Origin of the sequence: Terribacillus saccharophilus (assembly GCF_002272075.1) — a bacterium.
Taxonomy (GTDB): domain Bacteria; phylum Bacillota; class Bacilli; order Bacillales; family Amphibacillaceae; genus Terribacillus; species Terribacillus saccharophilus_A.
This window is the reverse complement of sequence record NZ_NPBJ01000023.1, coordinates 120,886-142,941: the sequence shown is the minus strand read 5'-3', so window position 1 is coordinate 142,941 and position 22,056 is coordinate 120,886. Positions and strand designations below refer to the sequence as shown.

Sequence of the window (22,056 nt, the reverse complement as noted above, 5' to 3'; positions counted from 1 at the left end):
CAGGGAAGCATCAATTCTAGCCAGACTTTTAGCACATAATAGGACTACATGTATATTGGTAAGGGTAAAACAGTAGTGAACTTTGCTGAATAGAGAGGATACCTACTATGTCTGAACTTGATTTGTCGCAGTTTGAGAAAAAGGTTGTTTTACGTAATATTACGGAAGCAGATATTGATCAAATCCTGGACATGCAGAAAGTATGCTTTCCGGGTATGGAGCCATGGAAGAAAAGCCACTTAAAAAGTCATATCGACATATTCCCAGAAGGTCAATTTTGTGTGGAAGTTGACGGCAAGATCATTGGCAGCTGCTCCAGCTTGATTGTCAATTTCAATGAATACGATGATCATCATACATGGGATGATATCACCGATGAAGGATATATCACTAATCATAATCCAGATGGGTTTAATTTGTATGGCATTGAGGTCATGGTCCATCCGGATTATCGCGGTATGAAGATAGGGAAGCGTCTTTATGAGGCGAGGAGGGAACTGGCCGCAGAGATGAACCTGAAAAGCATCATCATCGGCGGAAGAATCCCGAATTACCATAAGTACAAGCATGAAATGACACCTCGGCAGTATGTCGAGGAGGTAGAAGCACAGAATATCTATGATCCCGTACTTACTTTCCAAATGATGAACGGATTCCGTGTGATGCGGATTAATCGCGACTATTTGCCTGATGACAAACAATCCGCTACTTTCGCTACCTTGATGGAGTGGAATAATATTGAGTATCATGCAAAGTCAAAACGTCATTTCAAGACGTCTTATCCGGTTCGAATTACGGTGATTCAATATATGATGAAGCAAATCGAATCCTTTGAAGAATTTGCACGGCAAGTGGAATATTATGTGGATGTTGCTTACGATTTTGGATCTGATTTTGCTGTATTTCCAGAAATCTTTACAACCCAGCTCATGAGCTTCTTAGAGGAGAAAGTGCCTTCTCAAGCGGTTCGTAAATTATCTGAATTCACGGAGCAATATATCGAGTTATTCACAAGTCTGGCTGTCCGCTACAATGTCAATATTGTCGGAGGCTCACACTTTGTGGAAGAGGACGATCATATTTATAATATTGCCTATTTATTCCGTCGGGATGGCACAATTGAGAAGCAGTACAAGATACATGTCACTCCGAACGAGAGGAAATGGTGGGGCATACAGCCTGGTGACACAGTAAAGGTATTTGATACAGATTGCGGGCGTATTGCAATACAGATTTGTTATGATATCGAATTCCCAGAGCTGGCGCGCTATGCCGTTGATCAAGGGGCAAATATCATTTTCGTACCATTCTGTACGGATGATCGCCAGGGATACTTACGAGTGCGCTATTGTGCACAGGCGCGCGCTGTCGAAAATCAAGTGTATACTGTAATAGCAGGAACTGTCGGTAACTTGACCCAAGTAGAAAATATGGATATTCAATATGCCCAATCCGGTATTTTCACGCCTTCTGACTTTGAATTTGCGCGGGACGGCATTGTTGGAGAATGTCCGCCGAATATCGAGACAGTCGTTGTCGGCGATGTTGATTTGGAGATTTTGCAGCGACAGCGTAAGACGGGGACTGTACGTCATTTGCATGATCGCCGCAAAGACTTATTCGAATTAAAGTTCAAAAATCTGGAGAGCGAAACGCCGGAAGATCAGTGAGTGAATGAATAAGACTCGAGCTAAGTGCCCGAGTCTTATTTTACATGTCCAAAGCATACAGAGTTGTATGACCTAAAGCATGATCGATATATTGAATTAACTCTTCATGTGATTTCACGACGGTGTGCTGTTCGGAGGGATAATGAAAGGCGTGCAGGAAGATTTCAATCCGCTTGGAAAGCAGATCATCCTTCGTGCGTACCATGAGGACAAGCAGATCATCCCACTGTCCCCAAATCGTAAATAGCAGTGCTTTTTCGTAATCCTGGACTTTCATTGCGCTATCCCCTTCCTGTCAGGGTATAGATAGTATCTCTCCAATCAGCAGGAACATTGCTGGCAGATATAAGCAGCCACGCTTCCTCCTTTGTATAGGGTTAAAAAATCCGTACATACTAAGCGCAGTATGGCAAATCAAAGGAGGAAACACCAATGAAAAAATGGAAATTAATCAGCATGGCTGCCCTTGCTGCCATTACGCTTACAGCTTGTCAAAATAATGACGACAAAGATAATGGCATGGGTAATGTAGAACCGACTAGATACAATAATACCGACAATAACTTGGTGCACCGGAATAGTGACAACACGATGGATGTTGATGACCGCCAGAAAAATGGTGACGATCAGCAGCCGCGTTACCAAGTTGCGGATGATGTAGCTAAAAAAGTAAAAGAAGTTGAAGGTGTAGATGATGCATATGTATTTACAACTGACAACAATGCTTTTGTAGCCGTTGATATGAAGAACGATAATGACAATTCAGGAAACAATGGTATGGGAAACACAGCAACTGGTGATAACAATAACAACGAAGTAACAGACAAGATGAAAAAAGATGTAGAAAAAGCAGTGAAATCAGTTGATGAAGATATCGACAACGTATACGTGTCTGCAGATCCAGATTTTCTGGGAATGGCAGAGGACTACAACAACAAAATTGATGAAGGTCAGCCAGTAAAAGGCTTCTTCCTTGAATTCGGCAATATGCTGAATCGTGTCTTCCCGAATAACGAAAGATAAAAGAGAGGCTCCCACGTGGGAGCCTCTCTTTAATTTGGCTGTTTCGAAAGTGATGAAGCAACTGCCAAAGCTTTCTTAATTGCCCCTTTACCAACGTCATAATGTGTAACAAAACGAACACTATAAGGGCCGAAAGCATTTGCCAATACCTGCTGTTCCTTGAGCAGCTGTACATAAGCGTCCGCTGTCATACCAGTACCTTGTACATCAGCAAGTACAATATTCGTTTCGACTTTATTCAATATTTCAATACCGTCGATCTCAGCAAGACCATCTGCTAATAGCTTAGCATTTTCGTGATCATCTGCAAGACGCTCAATATTTTCACGCAGTGCAACAAGACCAGGTGCTGCCAGAATACCGGCTTGTCGCATGCCGCCCCCAAGACGTTTTCTCCATTTTCTAGCTTTATTAATGAATAGTTCAGACCCTGCCAGAACAGAACCGACAGGCGCTCCTAAGCCTTTAGATAAACAAACCTGGACAGTATCTGTTAGCTGCGCATACTTTGCTACACTAATACCGGAAGCTACAGAGGCATTAAACAAACGCGCGCCATCCAAGTGAATTGGAATTCGATGTTCACGTGCTATTTGGGCAATTACCATCATATTTTCAATTGGGATGACAGCTCCGCCTGCTTTGTTATGCGTATTTTCCAAGCAAATTAAGCCTGTTTCCGGAAAATGAATATCGTCCTTGCGAATCGCAGCAGCTAATCCTTCTGGACATATCGCGCCGCGTTGACCTTTCAGTGTACGTGTCTGCACACCTGCAAAAATGGATGTAGCTGCTCCTTCATAGAGGAAGATATGAGATTCCTCTTCAAGGATGATTTCATTACCAGGGTTGCAATGAGATAGTACTGCGATTTGATTCCCCTGAGTACCGCTTGGTACGAATAGTGCGGCTTCCTTTCCAAGTAAATCGGCAACCGTTTCCTCTAGCTCATTTACAGCTGGATCCTCTCCATAGACATCATCTCCGACTTCTGCTTCATAAGCAGCTTTTCGCATCGCTTCTGATGGCTTGGTGACCGTATCGCTACGCAGATCGATCATAACGACCACTCCTCTCCTCCTTATTATATAGTATGAATTTGTAACTTTTCCACTATTTTTATAGTTGTGATCTTGTATTCCTAAAAAGGGGAATATATGACTGACATCATAACTTTTCATTGAATAAACTGGGGTACTATGGTATCCTTCTGTCATAAACATGATAATCCTTATTCGTTTACTTGGATATGTAAGAGATATTACACTTGAGGTGATGAAATGGGCCGCGAATTTATCGATATGTTCGATGAATGGGCAGAAACGTATGATGATACGGTTACTGGTCAGGATCCACAATATAAAGAAGTATTTGATAAATACAACGAAATTCTGCAAACAGTCGCAGATGCTGCAGAAGGAAACACACTGGAATTCGGTGTCGGAACAGGCAATCTTTCCGAAAAGCTGTTAGCAAAAGGACTGAATGTTACTGGAATAGAACCATCTAAAGAGATGCGGGAGCATGCATCCCGAAAATTTCCGCAGCTCCAAATAGTGGACGGTGATTTTCTTTCCTTTCCTGAGCCTCATCATGAGGTTTCAGCCATTGTCAGTACATGGGCCTTCCACCATCTGACAGACGAGGAGAAGGAGCAGGCAATCTCTAGGTATGCAAAGCTGCTGCCTAAAGGCGGGAAAGTAATATTTGCTGATACGGTATTCTCAAGTGAAGAGGGCCGTGACCAGCTGATTCAAGAAGAGAAGGATAAGGGCTATGACAGACTTGTCCAGGATTTGACGACAGAATATTATACGACGATGCAAGTGCTTCGTAACATTTTCCAAACGAATGGATTTCATGTTACATTTAAGCAAATGAACCGCTTCGTCTACTTGATCACAGCAGAAAAAGCGTAAGGGAGAGATAATCATGACAAAGAAAATGAACGTAGAGAGCTTCAACCTTGACCATACTAAAGTTGCTGCACCTTATGTACGTTTAGTTGGGATTACAGAGGGAGCGCACGATAAAGTGTACAAATACGATATCCGCTTCAAGCAGCCAAACAAAGAGTATATGGAAATGCCAGGTTTGCATTCTTTGGAACATTTGATGGCAGAAAACATCCGTAACAATATCGAAAATATCCTTGATATCGGTCCTATGGGCTGCCAGACTGGATTCTATGTTTCTATCTTGAACAATGACAGCTATGATGACATCCTTACAGCTTTAGAAAAAACATTGCAAGATGTGCTCGATGCTACAGAAGTTCCTGCTTGCAATGAAGTGCAATGCGGCTGGGCAGCTAACCACAGCCTGGAAGGCGCGCAGGAGATTGCGAAAGAAATGCTTTCCAAAAAAGATGAATGGCGTCAAGTTTTCGCTGAATAGAGGGAGAAAATGGCTGTTTATAATTCAGTACATGAACTGATTGGGAATACACCGATTGTACAAATAACGAACTTTTCTCTTCCAGAGGGAGTTCGTTTATTTGCGAAACTGGAGTTTTATAACCCTGGAGGAAGTGTGAAGGATCGGCTTGGTGTCAATTTGATAGACGAAGCGTTCCGGACGGGGAAACTGAAGGAAAACGGTACGATCATTGAACCAACAGCGGGTAATACGGGCATTGGTATTGCACTTGCTGCTTTGAAACGCAAGGTTTCCGTAATCTTCTGCGTACCAGAGAAATTCAGCCAGGAAAAACAAGAGCTGATGCGTGCGCTTGGAGCTAAGGTAATCAATACACCGACATCCGATGGGATGACAGGTGCCATCAAAAAGGCGAAAGAGCTTCTGGATGAAATTCCTGACAGCTATTGCCCGCAGCAATTTGCTAACCCTGCAAACCCAGAGACATACTATAAGACGCTTGGTCCGGAGATATGGCGTGACCTCGAAGGTAATGTTGATATCTTCGTTGCCGGCGGCGGCACAGGCGGTACGTTCATGGGAACCGCGCGTTATTTAAAGGATCAGAATCCGGAAGTGAAGACAGTCATTGTTGAGCCGGAGGGTTCCATCCTGAATGGAGGAAATCCAGGTTCGCACCGGACAGAAGGTATAGGCATGGAATTTTTACCGGATTATATGGATACTGCATATTTTGATGCGATCCATACCATTACAGATGACGATGCGTTTTATTACGTAAAAGAACTGGCTGCCAAAGAAGGGCTGCTTGTCGGGAGCTCCTCAGGATCTGCTTTTACTGCAGCACTTAAAGAAGCAGAGCATGCGAAGCCGGGAACGACGATTGTCACCATCTTCCCAGACAGCAGTGAGCGCTACCTCAGCCAGCAGATATACAAAGGAGGATTAGGATGAGACGTAAAACAAAAATGATTCACGGTGGAATTACATCGGACGAAAAAACGGGTGCAGTCAGTGTGCCAATCTACCAAGTAAGTACGTATAAACAACCTGGACCTGGTGAACATACAGGATATGAATATTCCCGTACAGGCAATCCAACGCGGCATGCATTGGAAGAAACAATTGCAGCATTGGAAAACGGAAAAGCTGGTTTTGCTTTCAGTTCCGGTATGGCAGCCATCACTTCTGTTATGATGCTGTTTGAAGCGGGCAGTCACGTTGTCATGACTGACGACGTATACGGCGGCAGCTACCGTCTTGCGACAAAGGTGCTGACACGCTATCAGCTTGGGCACACATTTGTTGATACAAGTTCACCAGAAGCTGTTGAACAGGCAATCAAACCAGAAACAAAAGCGATTTATGTTGAGACACCAACTAATCCGTTATTGAAGATTACAGATATCAAGAAGATGGCAGAAATCGCGAAGAAGCACGACTTGCTGCTGATTGTTGATAATACATTCGCTACACCTTATTGGCAGAATCCGATTGATTTAGGAGCAGATATTGTTCTCCACAGTGCTACGAAATATATCGGCGGTCATAGCGATGTCGTATCGGGCCTTGTAGCCGTAAACGATGATAAGCTAGCCGAAGAGCTGCACTTCATCCAGAATTCAGCTGGTGCTGTACTTGGACCTCAGGACAGTTGGCTGCTTCTTCGTGGCATCAAGACACTTGGTATCCGGATGGAAGCGATCGAGAAGAACAGTGCCAAGTTAGTCGATTTCCTGAAATCTCATCCAGGAGTGAGTACGATTTATTATCCTGGTCTGCCTGAACATAAAGGGCACGACATTGCTGCGAGCCAAGCAGAAGGCTTTGGCGGTATGATCTCCTTTGATGTAGGAAGTGCTGAAAAAGCAGATCAAGTACTGCGTAAAACGAAATATTTCATTTTGGCGGAGAGCCTCGGCGCAGTAGAAAGTCTTATTTCCCTTCCCGCTAAAATGACGCATGCATCCATTCCGCAGGAACGCAGAGCAGAATTGGGAATTACAGATGGTTTGATCCGAATCAGTGTCGGTATTGAAGATAGCGAAGATTTGATTGAAGATTTGAAGCAAGCAATGGAAGATTGATTAAAGCCAGCTCCGATTACGGAGCTGGCTTTCTTCTTAGGATCTGTTCTTCTTCTGGAATTCGCAGTACAGCGCGGAAGGAACGAGGATGATCGGCAAATTCTTTTTGTTCGATTCGCTTGATGACCGCTGTTGCAACATCTTTGACACTGGCTGGATTTTGGCCGGTAATCAGTCTGTCATCAGCTTCTATATGTCCTTTGAAAGGCACTTTTGCTTTATGGTAAGTAAGTGCCCGTATTTTAAGCTGCTCTTCCAAGCTATAGGGAATTTCGTGCTTGTTCAGACTAGCTGTTTCTTCACGGTCGGAATAGCCTGTGACTGTCTTATCTTGCAATAAGTAAGTCCCGTCAGACAATTTTACATTCAGCAATGCAGCGGGGCCATGACAAACTGCGGCAACAATACCACCATTTTCATAGATATCCCTTGTTATCTGCTGCAACTCTTTATTTTCAGGGAAATCCCACATCGTACCGTGTCCTCCAGTGAAATAAATGGCATCATAATCAGCAGCATTTACTTCTTTTGGGGAAAGGCTGTTCTCCAATAATCTTCTGAACCCCGGAGCCCGGTAGTACTTACGCAGCTTATGGCTTTTGAACAAACCTGTGAGGCTGCGATGATCTATAGGTATATTACCACCTTTTGGACTGATAACTGTCATTATATGACGTGTCTTTAGCTTATCGTAAAAATTCGTCAGTTCACTGAACCAGAGTCCTGTTGTATGAGGTGTCTGTTTCAGGCTGTCGTGGTTTGTTGCAACAATCAATACATTACCCATTGTTCTCCTCCTGACGTAACTGTGTATTTCTTGTTTAGTTTCCACCGGCAGGTACAAGCTAAACAAGAAACAGCCGATTTATGCTACACTAGTAAGAAAAGGAAAGGGTGGCATATATGACGAATCAAGTTGTCGCTTATTTACAGGAAAATCGGGAGAAATTGCTGGAGAAGCTTTATACATATCTTCGGATCCCCAGTATCAGCACAGATAGTACATATAAGGAAGATGTTGCAAAGACAGCGGGCTTTACGGCTGACTATTTGAAGGAAATCGGCTTTGATAAGGTAACCATCCAAGAGACAGAGCGTCATCCTATCGTGACAGGTGAATGGCTTGGTGCAGGTCCAGATAAACCGACTGCACTTTTTTACGGACATTATGATGTCCAGCCAGCAGATCCGCTTCCGCTTTGGGACAGCGAGCCATTCGAACCGACAGAACGAAATGGACGGATTTATGCCCGAGGCGTGAGTGATGACAAAGGTCAAGTATTCATGCATCTAGCAGTGTTCGAAGCTTTTATGAAAACAGAAGGCGCGCTGCCGATCAATGTAAAAGTATGTATCGAAGGTGAAGAAGAAATCGGAAGTACGAATTTGCATGCAGTATTACATGAGCAGACAGAACAATTCCAAGCCGATTTTGCCATCATCAGCGATTCGGGCATGGTCGAATCAGGGCAGCCAACGATGCTTTATGGCTTGAAAGGTGCAGCTGCACTTGAATTCTCTGTGTACGGACCAGATCGTGATTTGCATTCCGGTATGTATGGTGGTGCTGTCCGTAATCCGCTGCAGGCATTGGCACATATCCTAAGTTCCTTGAAGGATGAAGAAGAAGTTGTTCAAGTAGAAGGTTTCTATGATGGTGTAGAGGAATTGCCTGAAGAAGAACGTAAACTGATGGCTCAAGCACCAGGTGAAGATTTTGTTCAGACAGTCGGTGTACCAGAAGCTGTTTCTGAAAAAGGATACACAGCCAAGGAGCATACAATGGCTCGTCCGACTTTGGAAATTAACGGTATGTACGGCGGTTACCAAGGAGAAGGCACGAAAACAATCATCCCGGCTGAGGCAACAGCGAAAATTACCAGCCGTCTCGTACCTGGACAAGATCCAGTGGATATCGTGGAGAAAATTACAGCACATATCGAGAAGTATGCGCCTGCTGGCGTGCGTGTTGAAGTGAGACCGGAGCCTTTCAAAGCGAAAGCATATAAAGTAGATCCGAATCATCCGCTGATCCAAAAAGCTGCGGAAAGCTTGACCCAAGCTTTTGGTAAGGAAACTGTCTTCGTCCGTATGGGCGGATCGATTCCTGTTGTAGAATGGATTGATACGGTTTATCAGATGCCAGTAGTTCTGCTTGGCTTCGGTACACCTGAGGACAGACTGCACTCACCGAATGAAAGCTTCCCGCTTGAGAGCTTTGATAAAGGGATGGAGACGCTTGTTTATTATTACCAAAAAGTAAGTGAATAAGGATTATTAAATTCCGGCAGTGGGTGAATTAGAAGGAGCATATTTTTGTTTCTTCTTTTGCCTGCAGGTCTGGTTTGGAAAGCAATAAAAATAAGCAGTCTTCCTATTTTGAAGGCTGCTTATTTTTTTTACCTTTAACTAAAGAACAAAGTGGATGTAATCCTGTTATCTCCTCTCTCACTACACAAATTAACTTAAGAAAGTATTAAGAAATTAGTAAGAGGAAAGAAAACTTTATCTTATAGAATAAGGTAGATAAATTGAGAGGAGTAAGCAAATGGAGGAGATACATAGGTAATTCACCATAATCACTACTATATTTTGTTCATTCGAAAATTAATTGATCGCCCTTCTTATTTTGTTCTTACTTTAAATCCATAATTCAGGAGGAAGAGAATTGAAGAAAATTATATCGACTTCAGTAGCGCTCGTTGTAATTGGAGGACTTGCTTTTAGTGCCTATAACTATAGTGCAAAGGAAAAAAGTTTTGAAAAGAATAAGTCTTATAACACAGATAATATTGAAAGTTTGAAAGTAGATAGTGATTCGTGGGAGGTAAGCTTTAAAAAGAGTGATTCAAATGAGTTAACTATTTCTGCTGAAGGAAAGCAAATAGATGATAACCCTGTTACATTCATGAGAGAAGGAGAAGCATTAGTAATCAAACAAAACGAGCAGGAACAGAATGGCTTTCTTGGAGGGTTTACTTTTGGTAAGAAAGGCAGTATCCATATAAATGTACCTGAATCAGGAGTGAATAATATAGAAATGACGAGTGAAGATGGAAATATAGCAATGAGTGAAATCTCAGCAGATCATATTGTTGTGGAAAGCAATGCGGGTGATGGGAAATTTGAAGGTGTTTCAGCTGATACAGGAAAGTTTGCATCTAAGGATGGAATGATAAGTGTTGAAGATAGTTCTATTGATGAGTTAGATATAACTTCTACTAGTGGAGATAACTACATGAAAAATGTAAATAGTTCTGAGGCAAAAGTTACTTCTGTAGATGGAGTAATATCAATCAAAGAAATAAATGAAGGGAAATCTTTAGAAGTGAATACGGAAGCAGGTGACATCGAAGTTTCTTATAGAAAAGCTCCGACTTCCCTATCAGTAACAGCGAAGAGTGTATCTTCTCATATAGCTCTTGATATAAAAGGACTGAAGAAAAGCAAAGATACTGAAAACCTTAAGAAGGGAGAGGTTGGTCAGGGTACTAACGAGTTAAATCTAACAAGTGAAGATGGGCAAATAAATGTAACTGATTAGTCATGCGTTCAAGTTAACAAAAGGTCATCATATGGATGTGACCATTTGTTTTTTTGGTGAAAGTGAGTTATCAACAAAAACATAATTTAAGGAAGAATTAAGGATTTAGTAAGGGAAAAGAAAAGTCCGATTTGTATAATAGTTGTAGAAACAGAGAGGAGAGACCGAGATGACATACATCTTGCAAACAAATCAACTAACCAAATTGTACAATGGCAAACAAGTAGTTTCGGGCGTGGATATGCATGTGAAACAAGGAGAGATTTATGGATTTTTAGGACCCAATGGTGCGGGAAAGACGACCATTATGAGAATGATAACGAATCTAATAAAACCTACAAGTGGAGAGATTGAGATATTTGGAAGCAAGCTGACGGACACTTCTGTAGAGGTATTGAAAAGGATGGGCACTATCATCGAGTATCCTATTTTCTATGAGCGGCTGAATGCCCGGGAGAATTTGGAATTACACTGTGAATACATGGGATATTACGATGAAAAGGCAATTGAAGAAGCTTTGGAGCTCGTTAAACTACATACTATAGACAACAAAAAAGTTAAGGATTTTTCTTTAGGAATGAAGCAAAGACTAGGAATTGCGAGAGCAATTTCTACAAAACCTGAGCTGCTTGTATTGGATGAGCCGATCAATGGTCTCGACCCAGTAGGCATTAAAGATTTAAGGGAACTATTCAAATTGCTTTGCCGGGAGTATGGCGTCACATTGATTGTGTCGAGTCATATCCTGGCTGAGATGGAGCAGATGGCGGATACAATAGGTATCATCCAACATGGAAAATTGATAAAAGAAGTAACAATGAAAAGTATCAATGGCGAACAAACAGAATATATTGAAGTCGCGGTACAAGATGTTAAAAAGGCAGTTTACGTACTCGAGGAGAAGTTGAAGGTGCATAACTATAAGGTATTCGGCGAGCAGACAATTAGGATCTATGATGTTGATTTGACCCAGTCGCAATTATCGAAAGCTTTTGTATTACATGATATTGGGATTGACAGTATCAATAAGAAACATAGTTCATTGGAAGAGTACTTCTTGAACACAATGAATGAAAAGGACATACAGATTTCATAAGTATCATCTCGAGCCTTTTAAACTATGAACGGAGGAATTTGAACCTTGTTTAAGTTAATGAAACTAGAGTATAAAAAACATAAATTAGCTGGCTATGTTCCGGGGATCATGATTTGTATTATCATGATATTTACTGTAGTGGGGCTTATGGGGTGGGGCTCCAGAAATGAAGTCGAATCTATGTTTCCAGATTATCAATCATTTATGTCACTAGCTGATATATTCATCAGGACTGTTTTCTTGATTTTTGCAGGTGTTATTCTTTCGCGTATCGTAATTGAAGAATACAGATCAGGTACCATTCATCTATTATTCACTTATCCGATACAGCGTAAGAAATTGATGAAAGCAAAATTGATTATCGTGTTTGCCTTCTGCTTCTTTAGTATTATATTTGCTACAGTCGTGACAAACATAATGATTTATTTAATAAGTCCACATGTATACCTTTTTGAAGCACCAGTTAATAGGGATGACATGGTATCTGCTTTTCCAATGACGCTTGTAAACGCATTGATGACTGCTGGAGTCAGCTTGATTCCGTTGTTTTTCGGCATGAGAAAGAAATCGACTGCTGCAACTATTACATGGTCTGTCCTAATTGGTGTTTTAATCAACGGGACGGTATCGAATGGTGATAGTACGATGAGCTTATTCGAATTCATATGGGTGCCTCTTGCGCTTTGCATATTCGGTCTGCTTATTGCTTATTTCTCTTATCACCATATCGATAAACGAGATATTGCCTAATAGAAAAAGAACTAGAGAATGCTGTCCCAAATCAGGGGCAGCATTTTTGCTTGCTATAGATAATTTCAATATTCCCTATTGCTTCTGATAACAGCTTTAGCCTCTGAACATATGGTATAAAAAAGATAGATTTCCTTATTTTTCTTAAGTATAGGGGTGGCGTATTGAATCAGAAAGTATTGATTGTGGAAGATGATATGTATATTAGCAAAATGGTGACAGAGAGTTTAGCAAAAGAGGGCTATGGAGTTACAGCAGCATATGATGGAGAGGAAGCGTTGATTCGCTTTAGCATGAATAGGTATGATGTTATTCTGCTTGATTTGATGCTACCGAAAATAGATGGCTTTGAGTGCTTAAAAAAGATACGAGAGAATAGTATGGTCCCTGTCCTGATTATGTCGGCTAAAGGGGAGGAAACGGATAAAGTAATCGGTTTGGGATTAGGGGCCGATGATTATATTGCCAAGCCATTCTCCGTATTGGAACTGACAGCCAGGATCAAAGCAATCATGCGGAGAGAAAAGCATTATTTAGCCTCAGCGGAGAGTAAAAGACTGGTGCAGATTGGTGATTTGACAATCGATGTCGATAATTTTGCTATAAGGAAATTTAATAAAGAGATCAACCTTACGGCAAAGGAATTCAGCATTTTGAAATTATTCATCTTGAATCCATCCAATGTATATACGAAGTCTCAGCTCTATCATGCCATTTGGCGAGAAGAATATCATGGCGATGAGAATGTGATCAATGTGCATATCAGGCGTCTTAGGGAGAAGATTGAAGACGATCCATCCAATCCGAAGTATATCAAAACGTTGTGGGGAATCGGATATAAGTTAGGAGAGTTATGAATATGGCTTTTCTTTTTTTATTTTTATTCCTGCTATCACTGGTGTTGAATGTAATCCTTTTTAAAAGTAAGAGAAAAGTTCTTACAGACCTGACTTACATAGAAGATAAGCTGAACCATATTGCAGATACAAACGGCAATGAAAGGATATTGCTTCATACTGATGTGAAACAAGTGCAAAGTCTTTTGATCAAATTAAATCTACTGCTCGACAGGAGGCATCAAGTAGCTGCTGACTATACCAATATAGAACGTTCCATGAGAAAGATGCTGTCTAATATATCGCATGACCTGAAAACGCCTCTTACAGTTATATTAGGTTATATCGAGATCGCGGAAAATGAAAAAGATCTAAGCGAAGAAAAACTAGTGGGGATGCTGCATACACTGAAGATCAAATCAGCAGAAGTCCTAGATTTGATCAATCGTTTTTTTGAACTGGCAAAGCTTGAGTCGGGCGATAAAGAACTAGAACTTGGAAAACTGGATATCTGTGAATTATCACGAAAAGTCATCTTGGACTTTTCAAGTATCTTGCAGAATGAAGCGTTTGACATAGCAATCGATATTCCTGAGTTTCCGATCCATGTAATGGGTAATGAAGAGGCAATCATCAGAGTTTTGAATAACCTTGTTTCGAATGCAATCTCCTATGGCTTTGAAGGGAAATTGATTGGTTTAAAGTTAAGCAAAACAGAAGGTACGGCTTATATAGAAGTTTACGATAAAGGCAGAGGTATAAGTGAATCGCAGCAGGATCATGTGTTTGAGCGAATGTATACGATGGAAGACTCAAGAAATAAGCAATACCAAGGAAGCGGATTAGGCTTGACCATTACAAAAAGACTGGTTGAACAGATGGATGGCTCTATTTCATTACAAAGCACTCCGTACGTAAAAACAAGCTTCAAAATCGGTTTTAAGTGCATGAATTAAGGAATCAAACAATACAGCCATTGTTGTAATAAAGAGCAGGTAAGAAGTCTTTTTTCTGCCTTCATAGCATATGTATGAGTACTATTACGTACAAAGGGGAGAAAGCCCGTGCTGCAATCCGACACACACGCATTGGAAAGGGCAATTGGGGAAATAACGGAAATCGCTAAGGGCTTCGGTCTGGATTTCTACCCGATGCGCTACGAAATATGTCCTGCTGACATCATTTATACATTCGGTGCTTATGGGATGCCGACGAGATTCACGCATTGGAGCTTCGGGAAACAGTTTCATAAGATGAAGCTGCAATATGACCTTGGTTTGAGTAAGATTTATGAGCTTGTTATCAATAGCAATCCTTGTTATGCCTTCTTATTAAATTCCAATAGTCTTGTTCAGAATAAATTGATTGTTGCTCATGTGCTTGCCCATTGTGATTTCTTTAAAAATAATGTCCGATTCCAGAATACAAATCGGAATATGGTCGATAGTATGGCAGCTACTGCAGAAAGAGTTGCTGCATACGAAAAAGAATTCGGCAAGAAAGAAGTGGAGGATTTCCTCGATGCCGTGCTGGCAATACAGGAGCATATCGATCCGTCCTTGCTGCGCCCGAAGCTTGGTTGGGAAGCCGGCGATGAGGCAGAAGAAAGTCCGGAGAGAGCGACGGAATATGATGATATTTGGTTTGTTGACCGAGGTAAATCAAAAGATAAAAATGAAAGAAAACGTAAAGCATTTCCGCCTCGTCCAGAAAAAGATATTCTTCTGTTCATAGAGGAATACAGCCGAACTTTAGAAGACTGGCAGCGGGATATCCTGACCATGATGCGGGAGGAAATGCTGTATTTCTGGCCGCAGCTCGAGACAAAGATCATGAATGAAGGCTGGGCTTCCTACTGGCATGCTCGCATTCTCCGTGAGATGGATCTGACAAGTGATGAAGCAATCGAGTATGCAAAGCTCAATGCTGGTGTTGTGCAGCCGTCTCCATCCCAGATTAATCCATATTATCTTGGCATCAAGATTTTTGAAGATATCGAAGAGCGGTACGACAATCCAACCGAAGAAATGAAACGATATGGTGTGAAGCCAGGCTCCGGCAGGGAGAAGATGTTTGAGGTTCGGGAGATAGAATCGGATATCTCCTTCCTGCGAAATTACCTGACTAAAGATCTTGTATACCGGGAAGATATGTATTTGTTCCAGAAACAAGGCAATGAATATAAAATCACCGATAAAGACTGGGAAGCGGTACGCGATCAGCTGATCACGATGCGGGTGAATGGAGGTTTTCCTTATTTGACCGTAACAGATGGCGATTACATGTCTAATGGTGAGCTGTATCTGAAGCATCATTATGAAGGTGTCGAATTGGATTTGACGTATCTTGAGCGGACATTGCCTTACTTTTATCAGCTATGGGGACGGTTCGTTCATATGGAGACGTATATCGAGGGAAAACATGTGTTATTCAGCTATGAAGGAAAACGAGTATTGAAGAAGTACCTGTAAAAAAAGAAGGGGCGGCTGCCCCTTCTTTTTAAATTGCTTTTAGTTGTTTTGTGCCGAACCAGTCATGGCGGTTATCAGACACCCATTTATATAGGGATTCCAAATAAGGGTCAAGGAACGGAAGATGCAGAATCCATCCTAACACTGCGGTAACAGGCAGCAGTGTCAAAACCTTTTTCACAGTTTCATGTCCTTTGTAGATATCACCTTTGAAAGACATCATATGAATACGGTCATACACATCCCCTTTGGCAAGGAAACGGAAACGCTCGTAATTCTCGATATTTTGTGCCGGAATCCATTTCACATTATCTAACCAGTCTAATTTTTGAATTACTTGCTTTGCAGTTGAACAAAGTGGACAGCTTGCGTCAAAAAATACAATATGCTTCATCACACATTCTCCTCTCGTTTACTACATAGCCCTTCCAGCAAGATGTTAAACAGAAGTTGACCTACTTAGACTATTCAGATAGAGTCTATCATATTTCCGTGTGAATTTCACAGCAGCTGGAAGTTTGCTATAATAATTGACAGATAGTTCTAAAAAAAGGAGGGTATATAATGGATCCCTTCACCGAGAATGTGATTGGTATCATCAAGTCGATACCAAATGGAAAAGTAATGACCTACGGCCAAATCGGTGCAGCGGCAGGAAAAGCACGCGGAGCTAGGCAAGTATCACGAATATTACATAGCATGAGCAGGAAACATGATCTTCCGTGGCATCGCGTCATCAGTGCCGATGGAAAGCTAAAGATACAAGACGAAGAGACACGAAACGAACAGCTGGAGAGATTGTATGAAGAAGGCCTGGAAATCTTGAATGGCCGTGTCGATTTGGAGGTGTATCGGTATGAGCCTGAATAAAATACATGCTGAGATAATAGGGGAGGGCAAACCAGTATTGTTTTTGCCTAGTGCAGACTTTACTGGAAATCAGGGGCAGCAATTGGCTGATCAATTGGAGGAAGGATATGCTGTTCATTTACTTGATCTTCCAGGACTTGGTCAAAGTGATGGAATCGAGAAGTCAATTTCTGTGAAGAAGCTCGCTGAGTGGGTGAAAAGTTACGCAGATGCACAACGCTTAGAGAGATTATCCATCATTGGTCATTCATTAGGAGGACTTGCTGCCATATCTTTTGCACTGCACAATCCAGAAAAGATAGACAAGCTTATACTCCTTGATGCTGGACATAAGGCACTTGGCACTTTTCCAGTAAGTGAATTCGGAGTGCTGGGGTTGGTACTGCCCTTCATTTCCCTCGTACATAGATTTTTACCTGCACCTACTAATGGTCGATTAGCAAAACTTTTCCGCAGTCCAAACGATACGAGGGAATTATTGCATCGTTTTTGTGAAACTCATCAGACAGATCCAAATCAGTATATCAAGCAAATGTTTGATAATATGCCAACTATATCTGATGCAGCAATCAATCTATACATGCTTTATTACCGTACGAATTTACCTAAGCTGACTCATGAGTTAAAGGTTAGTACATTACTCATTTGGGCAGATTTTGCAGGTATAGACGAAAAGGAAGCAATCAGAAGTCAAAAGGCAGCAGAAGCAAAGCATAACGAGCATGTACTGCTCAAAAAAGTATCAGGAACTCACTTTGTCCAATTCCGAGAGGATACCCATCAATATATTGCCGCTTATCTAAAGAGGAACGCGTCTTATGCTTAAAACAGAAGCAGATGTACTAAAAGCAATCAGACAAGACAAATGGATGATGGAAGTACTCGGAGCGGCAGCAAGGTTACAACTGCCTGATTTCTGTATAAGTGCCGGTTTTGTCAGATCAAAGGTTTGGGATGTCCAACTTGGGTATACGCGGCGTACTCCGCTTCCGGATGTAGATGTCGTGTATTTTGATGCTTCTGATACAGATGAAGTGACAGAAAAGAAATATGAAAATATGCTGCTGCAAATGTTACCAGATGTACCGTGGTCAGTGAAAAACCAGGCAAGAATGCATGAAGTCAATAGGATGCCTGCTTTTCGAGATACGGAGCATGCTATTGCATGTTATCCGGAAACAGCTACCAGCATTGGTGTAACTTTTGAGGTAGGGAAGCTGCGTTTACTTGCGCCATATGGAGTGGAGGATTTACTAGCTTGCCGTATTGCGCCGACTCCATTATACGTGAAGGGCGCAAGCTATCATCCTATCTATCTGAAAAGAGTAAAACAGAAAAACTGGCAGCGGCTGTGGCCGCATGTTCGAGTGGAGGATAAATGATGACTAATGTTAAAATCAGACCAGCGAGAGAAGAAGACGGACCGATTCTTTGGGAGCTGAAATATGGAGAAAAAGAGCCAGAGTGGAAAAAATGGGATGCACCTTATTTCCCGTTAGTTCACGTCCCAAAGGAAGAGTTTTTGGCTACCTATCGCTTTGGAGAAAACGCTCCGGGTCAATGGGTGGTTGAAACAGATGGAACTATCATTGGGACGGTAGGATATTACTGGGAACATGAGCCTTCCAAGTGGCTGGAGATGGGCATCACAATCTATGTTCCTGCTTATTGGAATGGAGGGTACGGAACAGCGGCACTCCGGCAATGGATTACACATCTATTCCACACGCTTCCAATTGCGAGGGTAGGCTATACAACTTGGTCAGGGAATAAGCGGATGGTGAGGCTAGGAGAAAAACTTGGTATGACGATGGAAGCCCGTATGAGAAAATGCAGATATTATAATGGGAAGTATTATGATTCTATTCGGATGGGACTGCTTCGGGAAGAGTGGGAATAAGTGAAGAAATGCACAAATTGTAGTAATTATTTCTTTACAATCTTTTTTGAAAATAACCCTTTCAACCTTGTCCAAAAATGTTACACTATGCTTAGTAAATTCTTTGTAAAATAATTTACCGAAAGTATATATAACTCTATGCTGGGGGAAATGGCGCTATGAGTATGATGTTACAAACATATTGGAATAGTCGTTTTGAAGCAGGGGACATTTGGGGAACGGAAGCAACACCATCAGCTGTGATGGCTTATCCATATTTTGCGGCGGATCAAGCGAAGCAGTTATTCGTACCTGGATGCGGATATGGAAGGAATAGCAACTTCTTTGGAGAATATGCATTTGAAGTGACAGCTTGTGACATATCTGAAGTGGCGATCGAGCGTGCCAGCAGTCATGCAAAGGCAGTGGGATTAGCCAATGTAAATCATTTTGTCGGGGATTATTTGAATCTACCGTTTCCTTCGACTGAAAGATTCGACGGCATTTATCTATCGAATATACTTCATATGTATACAGAAGAAGAAAGACAACAATTACTTACCCATTTCACATCACTATTGCGCAAGGATGGATTGTTGATTTTCTCTTGCCTGTCGGCAAGGGATGAGAAGCTGTATGGTACAGGAGTGGAAATTGAGAAGGATACATTCCTCGTGCATGAGCGGATTGCGCATTTCTTCCAGGAAGAAGAATTGTTTGGGATGCTTGAGGATCAATATCAAGTTGTCGAGATGACACTTCATAAACAGCGAATAGATTTTAAAGCAGGTGCGGAACAAGATGCCCAGCTTTGGTTCGTCGTAGCACGGAAAAAATGAAAAACAGCCTCTAGTGAGGCTGTTTTTCTTATATCTTCGTGTTCTTCTTTTTAGCACGCTGCTCTAGCTGGCTTTTCGGTTCCTGATTTGCTGCGTCTTCAGTCAATCCTTGTCTATTTACACTAGTAGCCGCTTTTTCATTCTGGCTTTTTTTTCTGCTCATTTCCAATCACCTCCTGATTAGTATGGCATTTGTCCTAAATCTTATTAAAATAATCATGTGTATTGTAATCGTTAGCTTGGCTACTTTATAATTAGTGTCATGATTTCTAACTAGCCATCAAATTGGAGAGAAATGTATGAAGAATATATATGTAGCAATCTTAGTGAGCATGGCAGCAATTACTCTTGTCTTGGCAGTTCTTACTTACCAGAACCGTTCGGATGATTTACGGGCGGAATCAGGGACTGCTACGAGAAAAACAGAGGTTACAAAAAAAGAAGATACACCACAGATATCAGCTGTAGAGGAAGGTCCGTTGGATGTACCGCTGCTCAATCAAATGGATGCACCACGATTATATAATGGCTGTGAGGTAACGAGTTTGGCGATGGTCCTGCTGTATGCAGGATACGATGTGACAAAGAATGACTTGGCCGATCAAATTGCAAACGTTCCGCTGAATTATGACAACGGTCTTCATGGCGATCCAAATGAGGGGTTTGTCGGAGACATGCCGAATGGACCAGGACTTGGCGTTTATCATGGGCCAGTCATGGATGTAGCAAAAGAAGTAGCCGGTGATAAAGCAGTCGATATGACTGGGAAATCGGTCGAAGATGCTATTTACAAACCATTGGACAATGGCAATCCAGTCTGGATCATTACAACTGCAAATCTGGCTCCGGTTAATGACATGGAAACATGGGACACACCAAATGGAGAGGTAGACGTAACCTACAGTGTTCATAGCGTTGCAGTCACAGGTTATACAGAAGATACTGTATTCGTCAATAATCCATATGGCCAGAAAGATCAGGAAGTGGACCGGGAAAATTTCGAAAAGGCTTGGGAGCAGCTTGGCAGCCAAGCAATTTATATCGAAAACTGAGAAAAGCACAGCTGAAACTGTGCTTTTTTTGCGTCTTTAGGACCCTCAAGCTACAATGTAAGAAGAGCGGAGGTGCTGAAATGGGACTTGAACCAATACCAGATCATATAGAAAAAGGACTGCGACTTTTGTTCATCGGGTTTAATCCGAGTGTACGCTCAAGCGAAACTGGTCATCACTACGCAAATCGGAATAACCGTTTCTGGAATATCCTGTATCAAGCAGGCATTACTGAACGGAAATGTGAACCTTTTGAAGATCAGGATCTGCTAGGTAAGGGAATAGGATTTACGAATATAGTGGCAAGGCCGACTAAGGCTGCAGCAGATATAACCAAGGAAGAATACATAGAAGGGGCGCAGCTGCTTCGTGAGAAACTGGCTTGTTATCGTCCGCAAGTGGCTTGTTTTGTCGGCAAAGGTGTTTACCAACAATACAGTAAGGTGAAACAGACAGGCTGGGGAATTCAGGAGTCTTCGGTGACGCAAGATGTAATAGAATTTGTTGCGCCGTCTTCAAGCGGACTGGTACGAATGCCGATAAAAGAAATCGTCAGTATCTATGCAGAAATCCCAGCTATATTAGAGGAATTGGAGGAGAGAAAATGAAAACAGCAGTAGTGACAGGGGCTTCTCGCGGGTTAGGGGAAGCAATCGCCAAGCAAATGATGGAAAAAGGAATTCAAGTAATTGGAGTTGCAAGGAAGAATAGTGACAATCTGCCTTCTTATGAAGGAAAGGATAATGCCAGTTATACATACCGTTATGGTGACTTACAGGATACAGCTGCTTGTGCGAAGGCTTTTGAGGAATTGGCAGCAGACATTTTCACAAAAGCCGATGATACTGTCTACTTGATTAACAATGCAGGTGTGGTTGGCCCGATTGCTACTGCTGATGCATACAGTCTAGCCGAATGGGAAGCGCATATGGCCATCAATTTAACTGCGCCGATGCTGGCGTGCTCCATTTTTTTGAAATATGCTAAAACGCATAACATCCCGCTTGTTATCGTAAATGTTACTTCCGGTGCAGCGGAACGCTCTGTGCATGGCTGGAGTGCTTATAGTACATCGAAAGCTGGTCTGAACCGCTACACGGAAACAGTAGCTCTTGAAGAGGCAGAAGCTGGTACCAATAATATCGCTATCGCTTATAATCCCGGCATCATGGACACGGATATGCAGGCAGATATACGTTCAAGCGAACCGGAACAATTCCAAGACGTACAGAAGTTCAAGGATTATGTAAAGAACAAGTCGCTTAGGGATCCGATGTTTGTCGCGGGTGTACTAGCCGATGTCCTAACTGGAAGTGAAATCGAAAACGGGAAACGTTATGCAGTGAAGGATTTTGTTTAAGTAGTTTAGGTATGCGCCCTTTCCTTTTTGGGTTCTGCACATACAATGCATTATCCTGTAAGAAAAGGGGGAAGTAAAATGTCTAAAGGGAATGAGGGAGGCTTCGGCTTCGCATTTTTGGTTGTATTATTCATCCTTTTAATCATTGTCGGTTCATCTTATGTAGGTGGCAACGATTACGGTTACGGCTATTAATTTAT

At 41.9% G+C, this 22,056-nt stretch carries 27 protein-coding genes; 22 read left to right on the top strand and 5 right to left on the bottom strand.

The features are described 5' to 3' along the window. The first annotated feature begins 107 nt into the window (after positions 1-107). Complete coding sequence (locus CHH48_RS12955) at positions 108-1,670, top strand: bifunctional GNAT family N-acetyltransferase/carbon-nitrogen hydrolase family protein (RefSeq protein ID WP_095219563.1); 1,563 nt, start codon at positions 108-110, stop codon at positions 1,668-1,670. A 40-nt stretch (positions 1,671-1,710) separates the two neighbouring features. Here CHH48_RS12955 and CHH48_RS12950 read toward each other — a convergent pair whose 3' ends face one another. Next, positions 1,711-1,947, bottom strand: a complete 237-nt coding sequence (locus CHH48_RS12950) for a YhdB family protein (protein ID WP_038559122.1) — start codon at positions 1,945-1,947, stop codon at positions 1,711-1,713. A gap of 155 nt (positions 1,948-2,102) precedes the next feature. On the opposite strand from CHH48_RS12950, the gene CHH48_RS12945 reads away from it, so the two are divergent. Next, positions 2,103-2,693: a YhcN/YlaJ family sporulation lipoprotein gene (locus CHH48_RS12945; protein ID WP_095219562.1), complete on the top strand. Its 591-nt coding sequence runs from the start codon at positions 2,103-2,105 to the stop codon at positions 2,691-2,693. Positions 2,694-2,722: 29 nt separating this feature from the next. On the opposite strand, the gene ltaE is transcribed toward CHH48_RS12945, so the two are convergent. Further along, complete coding sequence (gene ltaE, locus CHH48_RS12940) at positions 2,723-3,754, bottom strand: low-specificity L-threonine aldolase (protein WP_095219561.1); 1,032 nt, start codon at positions 3,752-3,754, stop codon at positions 2,723-2,725. A 219-nt stretch (positions 3,755-3,973) separates the two neighbouring features. Between ltaE and CHH48_RS12935 the strand changes: the two genes are divergently transcribed. The 4 genes from CHH48_RS12935 to CHH48_RS12920 are packed head-to-tail and all read left to right on the top strand — an operon-like array spanning position 3,974 to position 7,159. Then, positions 3,974-4,612 (top strand): class I SAM-dependent DNA methyltransferase, encoded by a 639-nt coding sequence (locus tag CHH48_RS12935; protein ID WP_095219560.1) that lies wholly within the window; start codon positions 3,974-3,976, stop codon positions 4,610-4,612. Between the two features lie 13 nt (positions 4,613-4,625). After that, positions 4,626-5,090 carry an S-ribosylhomocysteine lyase gene (locus CHH48_RS12930; protein WP_095219559.1) on the top strand — a complete coding sequence of 155 codons (465 nt, stop codon included), beginning with the start codon at positions 4,626-4,628 and terminating at the stop codon, positions 5,088-5,090. A 9-nt stretch (positions 5,091-5,099) separates the two neighbouring features. Next, positions 5,100-6,026, top strand: coding sequence for a PLP-dependent cysteine synthase family protein (locus CHH48_RS12925; RefSeq protein WP_095219558.1), 927 nt, complete (start codon positions 5,100-5,102; stop codon positions 6,024-6,026). Continuing rightward, positions 6,023-7,159, top strand: a complete 1,137-nt coding sequence (locus tag CHH48_RS12920; protein ID WP_095219557.1) for a bifunctional cystathionine gamma-lyase/homocysteine desulfhydrase — start codon at positions 6,023-6,025, stop codon at positions 7,157-7,159. Before CHH48_RS12925 ends, CHH48_RS12920 begins: the two co-directional genes overlap by 4 nt. Positions 7,160-7,175: 16 nt before the next feature. On the opposite strand, the gene CHH48_RS12915 is transcribed toward CHH48_RS12920, so the two are convergent. Beyond that, positions 7,176-7,946 (bottom strand): type 1 glutamine amidotransferase domain-containing protein, encoded by a 771-nt coding sequence (locus CHH48_RS12915; protein WP_095219556.1) that lies wholly within the window; start codon positions 7,944-7,946, stop codon positions 7,176-7,178. Positions 7,947-8,062: 116 nt separating this feature from the next. Between CHH48_RS12915 and CHH48_RS12910 the strand changes: the two genes are divergently transcribed. The 7 genes from CHH48_RS12910 to CHH48_RS12880 all read left to right on the top strand — a co-directional run bounded on the left by CHH48_RS12910 (position 8,063) and on the right by CHH48_RS12880 (position 15,856). Then, the gene (locus CHH48_RS12910) at positions 8,063-9,430 is read left to right on the top strand and encodes a dipeptidase (RefSeq protein ID WP_095219555.1); all 1,368 of its coding nucleotides are present in this window, start codon (positions 8,063-8,065) and stop codon (positions 9,428-9,430) included. Between the two features lie 397 nt (positions 9,431-9,827). Next, entirely contained in the window at positions 9,828-10,703 is an 876-nt protein-coding gene (locus CHH48_RS12905) for a DUF4097 family beta strand repeat-containing protein (protein ID WP_095219554.1), read from the top strand. 169 nt (positions 10,704-10,872) lie between these two features. Continuing rightward, positions 10,873-11,799, top strand: coding sequence for an ABC transporter ATP-binding protein (locus CHH48_RS12900; protein WP_095219553.1), 927 nt, complete (start codon positions 10,873-10,875; stop codon positions 11,797-11,799). A 45-nt stretch (positions 11,800-11,844) separates the two neighbouring features. Further along, positions 11,845-12,549 (top strand): ABC transporter permease, encoded by a 705-nt coding sequence (locus CHH48_RS12895; RefSeq protein ID WP_095219552.1) that lies wholly within the window; start codon positions 11,845-11,847, stop codon positions 12,547-12,549. A gap of 164 nt (positions 12,550-12,713) precedes the next feature. After that, positions 12,714-13,406 carry a response regulator transcription factor gene (locus tag CHH48_RS12890; RefSeq protein ID WP_095219551.1) on the top strand — a complete coding sequence of 231 codons (693 nt, stop codon included), beginning with the start codon at positions 12,714-12,716 and terminating at the stop codon, positions 13,404-13,406. Between the two features lie 2 nt (positions 13,407-13,408). Then, positions 13,409-14,341 (top strand): sensor histidine kinase, encoded by a 933-nt coding sequence (locus tag CHH48_RS12885; protein WP_095219550.1) that lies wholly within the window; start codon positions 13,409-13,411, stop codon positions 14,339-14,341. Between the two features lie 108 nt (positions 14,342-14,449). Continuing rightward, positions 14,450-15,856 carry a SpoVR family protein gene (locus tag CHH48_RS12880; protein WP_095219549.1) on the top strand — a complete coding sequence of 469 codons (1,407 nt, stop codon included), beginning with the start codon at positions 14,450-14,452 and terminating at the stop codon, positions 15,854-15,856. Between the two features lie 28 nt (positions 15,857-15,884). Here the strand turns inward: CHH48_RS12880 and CHH48_RS12875 are convergent, their stop codons facing one another. After that, complete coding sequence (locus CHH48_RS12875) at positions 15,885-16,250, bottom strand: thiol-disulfide oxidoreductase DCC family protein (RefSeq protein WP_095219548.1); 366 nt, start codon at positions 16,248-16,250, stop codon at positions 15,885-15,887. A 170-nt stretch (positions 16,251-16,420) separates the two neighbouring features. Here CHH48_RS12875 and CHH48_RS12870 point away from each other — a divergent pair, with 170 nt between their 5' ends. The 5 genes from CHH48_RS12870 to CHH48_RS12850 all read left to right on the top strand — a co-directional run bounded on the left by CHH48_RS12870 (position 16,421) and on the right by CHH48_RS12850 (position 19,444). Then, positions 16,421-16,726: an MGMT family protein gene (locus tag CHH48_RS12870; RefSeq protein WP_095219547.1), complete on the top strand. Its 306-nt coding sequence runs from the start codon at positions 16,421-16,423 to the stop codon at positions 16,724-16,726. Next, positions 16,713-17,552 carry an alpha/beta hydrolase gene (locus CHH48_RS12865; RefSeq protein WP_176466438.1) on the top strand — a complete coding sequence of 280 codons (840 nt, stop codon included), beginning with the start codon at positions 16,713-16,715 and terminating at the stop codon, positions 17,550-17,552. Before CHH48_RS12870 ends, CHH48_RS12865 begins: the two co-directional genes overlap by 14 nt. After that, positions 17,545-18,108, top strand: coding sequence for a nucleotidyltransferase family protein (locus CHH48_RS12860; protein ID WP_095219545.1), 564 nt, complete (start codon positions 17,545-17,547; stop codon positions 18,106-18,108). Before CHH48_RS12865 ends, CHH48_RS12860 begins: the two co-directional genes overlap by 8 nt. Continuing rightward, the gene (locus CHH48_RS12855; RefSeq protein WP_428848885.1) at positions 18,108-18,626 is read left to right on the top strand and encodes a GNAT family N-acetyltransferase; all 519 of its coding nucleotides are present in this window, start codon (positions 18,108-18,110) and stop codon (positions 18,624-18,626) included. Before CHH48_RS12860 ends, CHH48_RS12855 begins: the two co-directional genes overlap by 1 nt. A 158-nt stretch (positions 18,627-18,784) precedes the next feature. Beyond that, a complete protein-coding gene (locus CHH48_RS12850) occupies positions 18,785-19,444 on the top strand; it encodes a class I SAM-dependent methyltransferase (protein WP_095219543.1) in 660 nt (219 codons plus the stop codon). 28 nt (positions 19,445-19,472) lie between these two features. On the opposite strand, the gene CHH48_RS19350 is transcribed toward CHH48_RS12850, so the two are convergent. Next, positions 19,473-19,607: a small, acid-soluble spore protein L gene (locus CHH48_RS19350; protein ID WP_141230074.1), complete on the bottom strand. Its 135-nt coding sequence runs from the start codon at positions 19,605-19,607 to the stop codon at positions 19,473-19,475. A 136-nt stretch (positions 19,608-19,743) separates the two neighbouring features. Between CHH48_RS19350 and CHH48_RS12845 the strand changes: the two genes are divergently transcribed. The 4 genes from CHH48_RS12845 (at position 19,744) to CHH48_RS12830 (ending at position 22,051) form a co-directional block, all read left to right on the top strand. Continuing rightward, positions 19,744-20,496 carry a C39 family peptidase gene (locus CHH48_RS12845; protein WP_245840378.1) on the top strand — a complete coding sequence of 251 codons (753 nt, stop codon included), beginning with the start codon at positions 19,744-19,746 and terminating at the stop codon, positions 20,494-20,496. Positions 20,497-20,576: 80 nt separating this feature from the next. Then, the gene (locus CHH48_RS12840; RefSeq protein ID WP_095219542.1) at positions 20,577-21,104 is read left to right on the top strand and encodes a mismatch-specific DNA-glycosylase; all 528 of its coding nucleotides are present in this window, start codon (positions 20,577-20,579) and stop codon (positions 21,102-21,104) included. Beyond that, positions 21,101-21,856: an SDR family NAD(P)-dependent oxidoreductase gene (locus CHH48_RS12835; RefSeq protein WP_095219541.1), complete on the top strand. Its 756-nt coding sequence runs from the start codon at positions 21,101-21,103 to the stop codon at positions 21,854-21,856. The genes CHH48_RS12840 and CHH48_RS12835 overlap by 4 nt, the downstream gene beginning before the upstream one ends. Before the next feature lie 78 nt (positions 21,857-21,934). Continuing rightward, positions 21,935-22,051, top strand: coding sequence for a YjcZ family sporulation protein (locus tag CHH48_RS12830; RefSeq protein WP_095219540.1), 117 nt, complete (start codon positions 21,935-21,937; stop codon positions 22,049-22,051). The last annotated feature ends 5 nt before the right edge of the window (positions 22,052-22,056 follow it).

What these genes read in the sequence shown, in the direction of transcription:
- CHH48_RS12930 (WP_095219559.1), top strand. Translation starts at nt 4,626, where the DNA reads ATGACAAAGAAAATGAACGTAGAGAGCTTCAACCTTGACCATACTAAA.
- CHH48_RS12855 (WP_428848885.1), top strand. Translation starts at nt 18,108, where the DNA reads ATGACTAATGTTAAAATCAGACCAGCGAGAGAAGAAGACGGACCGATT.
- CHH48_RS12885 (WP_095219550.1), top strand. Translation starts at nt 13,409, where the DNA reads ATGGCTTTTCTTTTTTTATTTTTATTCCTGCTATCACTGGTGTTGAAT.
- CHH48_RS12910 (WP_095219555.1), top strand. Translation starts at nt 8,063, where the DNA reads ATGACGAATCAAGTTGTCGCTTATTTACAGGAAAATCGGGAGAAATTG.
- CHH48_RS12865 (WP_176466438.1), top strand. Translation starts at nt 16,713, where the DNA reads ATGAGCCTGAATAAAATACATGCTGAGATAATAGGGGAGGGCAAACCA.
- CHH48_RS12950 (WP_038559122.1), bottom strand. Translation starts at nt 1,947, where the DNA reads ATGAAAGTCCAGGATTACGAAAAAGCACTGCTATTTACGATTTGGGGA.
- CHH48_RS12920 (WP_095219557.1), top strand. Translation starts at nt 6,023, where the DNA reads ATGAGACGTAAAACAAAAATGATTCACGGTGGAATTACATCGGACGAA.
- CHH48_RS12870 (WP_095219547.1), top strand. Translation starts at nt 16,421, where the DNA reads ATGGATCCCTTCACCGAGAATGTGATTGGTATCATCAAGTCGATACCA.
- CHH48_RS12900 (WP_095219553.1), top strand. Translation starts at nt 10,873, where the DNA reads ATGACATACATCTTGCAAACAAATCAACTAACCAAATTGTACAATGGC.
- CHH48_RS12835 (WP_095219541.1), top strand. Translation starts at nt 21,101, where the DNA reads ATGAAAACAGCAGTAGTGACAGGGGCTTCTCGCGGGTTAGGGGAAGCA.
- CHH48_RS12955 (WP_095219563.1), top strand. Translation starts at nt 108, where the DNA reads ATGTCTGAACTTGATTTGTCGCAGTTTGAGAAAAAGGTTGTTTTACGT.
- CHH48_RS12915 (WP_095219556.1), bottom strand. Translation starts at nt 7,946, where the DNA reads ATGGGTAATGTATTGATTGTTGCAACAAACCACGACAGCCTGAAACAG.
- CHH48_RS12850 (WP_095219543.1), top strand. Translation starts at nt 18,785, where the DNA reads ATGAGTATGATGTTACAAACATATTGGAATAGTCGTTTTGAAGCAGGG.
- CHH48_RS12840 (WP_095219542.1), top strand. Translation starts at nt 20,577, where the DNA reads ATGGGACTTGAACCAATACCAGATCATATAGAAAAAGGACTGCGACTT.
- CHH48_RS12830 (WP_095219540.1), top strand. Translation starts at nt 21,935, where the DNA reads ATGTCTAAAGGGAATGAGGGAGGCTTCGGCTTCGCATTTTTGGTTGTA.
- CHH48_RS12935 (WP_095219560.1), top strand. Translation starts at nt 3,974, where the DNA reads ATGGGCCGCGAATTTATCGATATGTTCGATGAATGGGCAGAAACGTAT.
- ltaE (WP_095219561.1), bottom strand. Translation starts at nt 3,754, where the DNA reads ATGATCGATCTGCGTAGCGATACGGTCACCAAGCCATCAGAAGCGATG.
- CHH48_RS12845 (WP_245840378.1), top strand. Translation starts at nt 19,744, where the DNA reads ATGAAGAATATATATGTAGCAATCTTAGTGAGCATGGCAGCAATTACT.
- CHH48_RS12945 (WP_095219562.1), top strand. Translation starts at nt 2,103, where the DNA reads ATGAAAAAATGGAAATTAATCAGCATGGCTGCCCTTGCTGCCATTACG.
- CHH48_RS12860 (WP_095219545.1), top strand. Translation starts at nt 17,545, where the DNA reads ATGCTTAAAACAGAAGCAGATGTACTAAAAGCAATCAGACAAGACAAA.
- CHH48_RS19350 (WP_141230074.1), bottom strand. Translation starts at nt 19,607, where the DNA reads ATGAGCAGAAAAAAAAGCCAGAATGAAAAAGCGGCTACTAGTGTAAAT.
- CHH48_RS12875 (WP_095219548.1), bottom strand. Translation starts at nt 16,250, where the DNA reads ATGAAGCATATTGTATTTTTTGACGCAAGCTGTCCACTTTGTTCAACT.
- CHH48_RS12925 (WP_095219558.1), top strand. Translation starts at nt 5,100, where the DNA reads ATGGCTGTTTATAATTCAGTACATGAACTGATTGGGAATACACCGATT.